This window comes from Mesorhizobium sp. M4B.F.Ca.ET.203.01.1.1, from assembly GCF_004791025.1.
Classification (GTDB): domain Bacteria; phylum Pseudomonadota; class Alphaproteobacteria; order Rhizobiales; family Rhizobiaceae; genus Mesorhizobium; species Mesorhizobium abyssinicae.
The window spans coordinates 1-281 of sequence record NZ_SRUO01000298.1; the positions used below are offsets into that span (position 1 = coordinate 1).

Annotated in this window: 1 protein-coding gene; it reads right to left on the reverse strand. The window is 71.9% G+C overall.

From position 1 onward, the window contains the following. Positions 1 to 281, reverse strand: a 281-nt coding sequence (locus EN846_RS34775; RefSeq protein ID WP_210236172.1) for a hypothetical protein, incomplete at both ends; no start/stop codon positions are given.

A 281-nucleotide genomic window follows, 5' to 3' on the forward strand; every position in this document is an offset into this window, starting at 1 on the left:
CGAAGCTCGGCGCGCCCGGTGACAGCAGCACGACCCCGCCCTGCTCGCCCAGCGCGGTACGTGCCAGCGCCATCGCCTCGGCAAGATCGCCCGCCGCGTGCAGGCCGAAGCGACCGGCATCGGCCAGCGGCTGCAGCATCGCGTGGATGCGCGGGCCGTTGCTGCCCATGGTCACGATCTCCACCGGCGGCACATCGTGCGCCATGTGCTGCATGAAATCGGTCCAGTCCAGGCCACGGTCATGCCCGCCCACCAGCAGCGCGATGCGCTGGCCGGCGAAG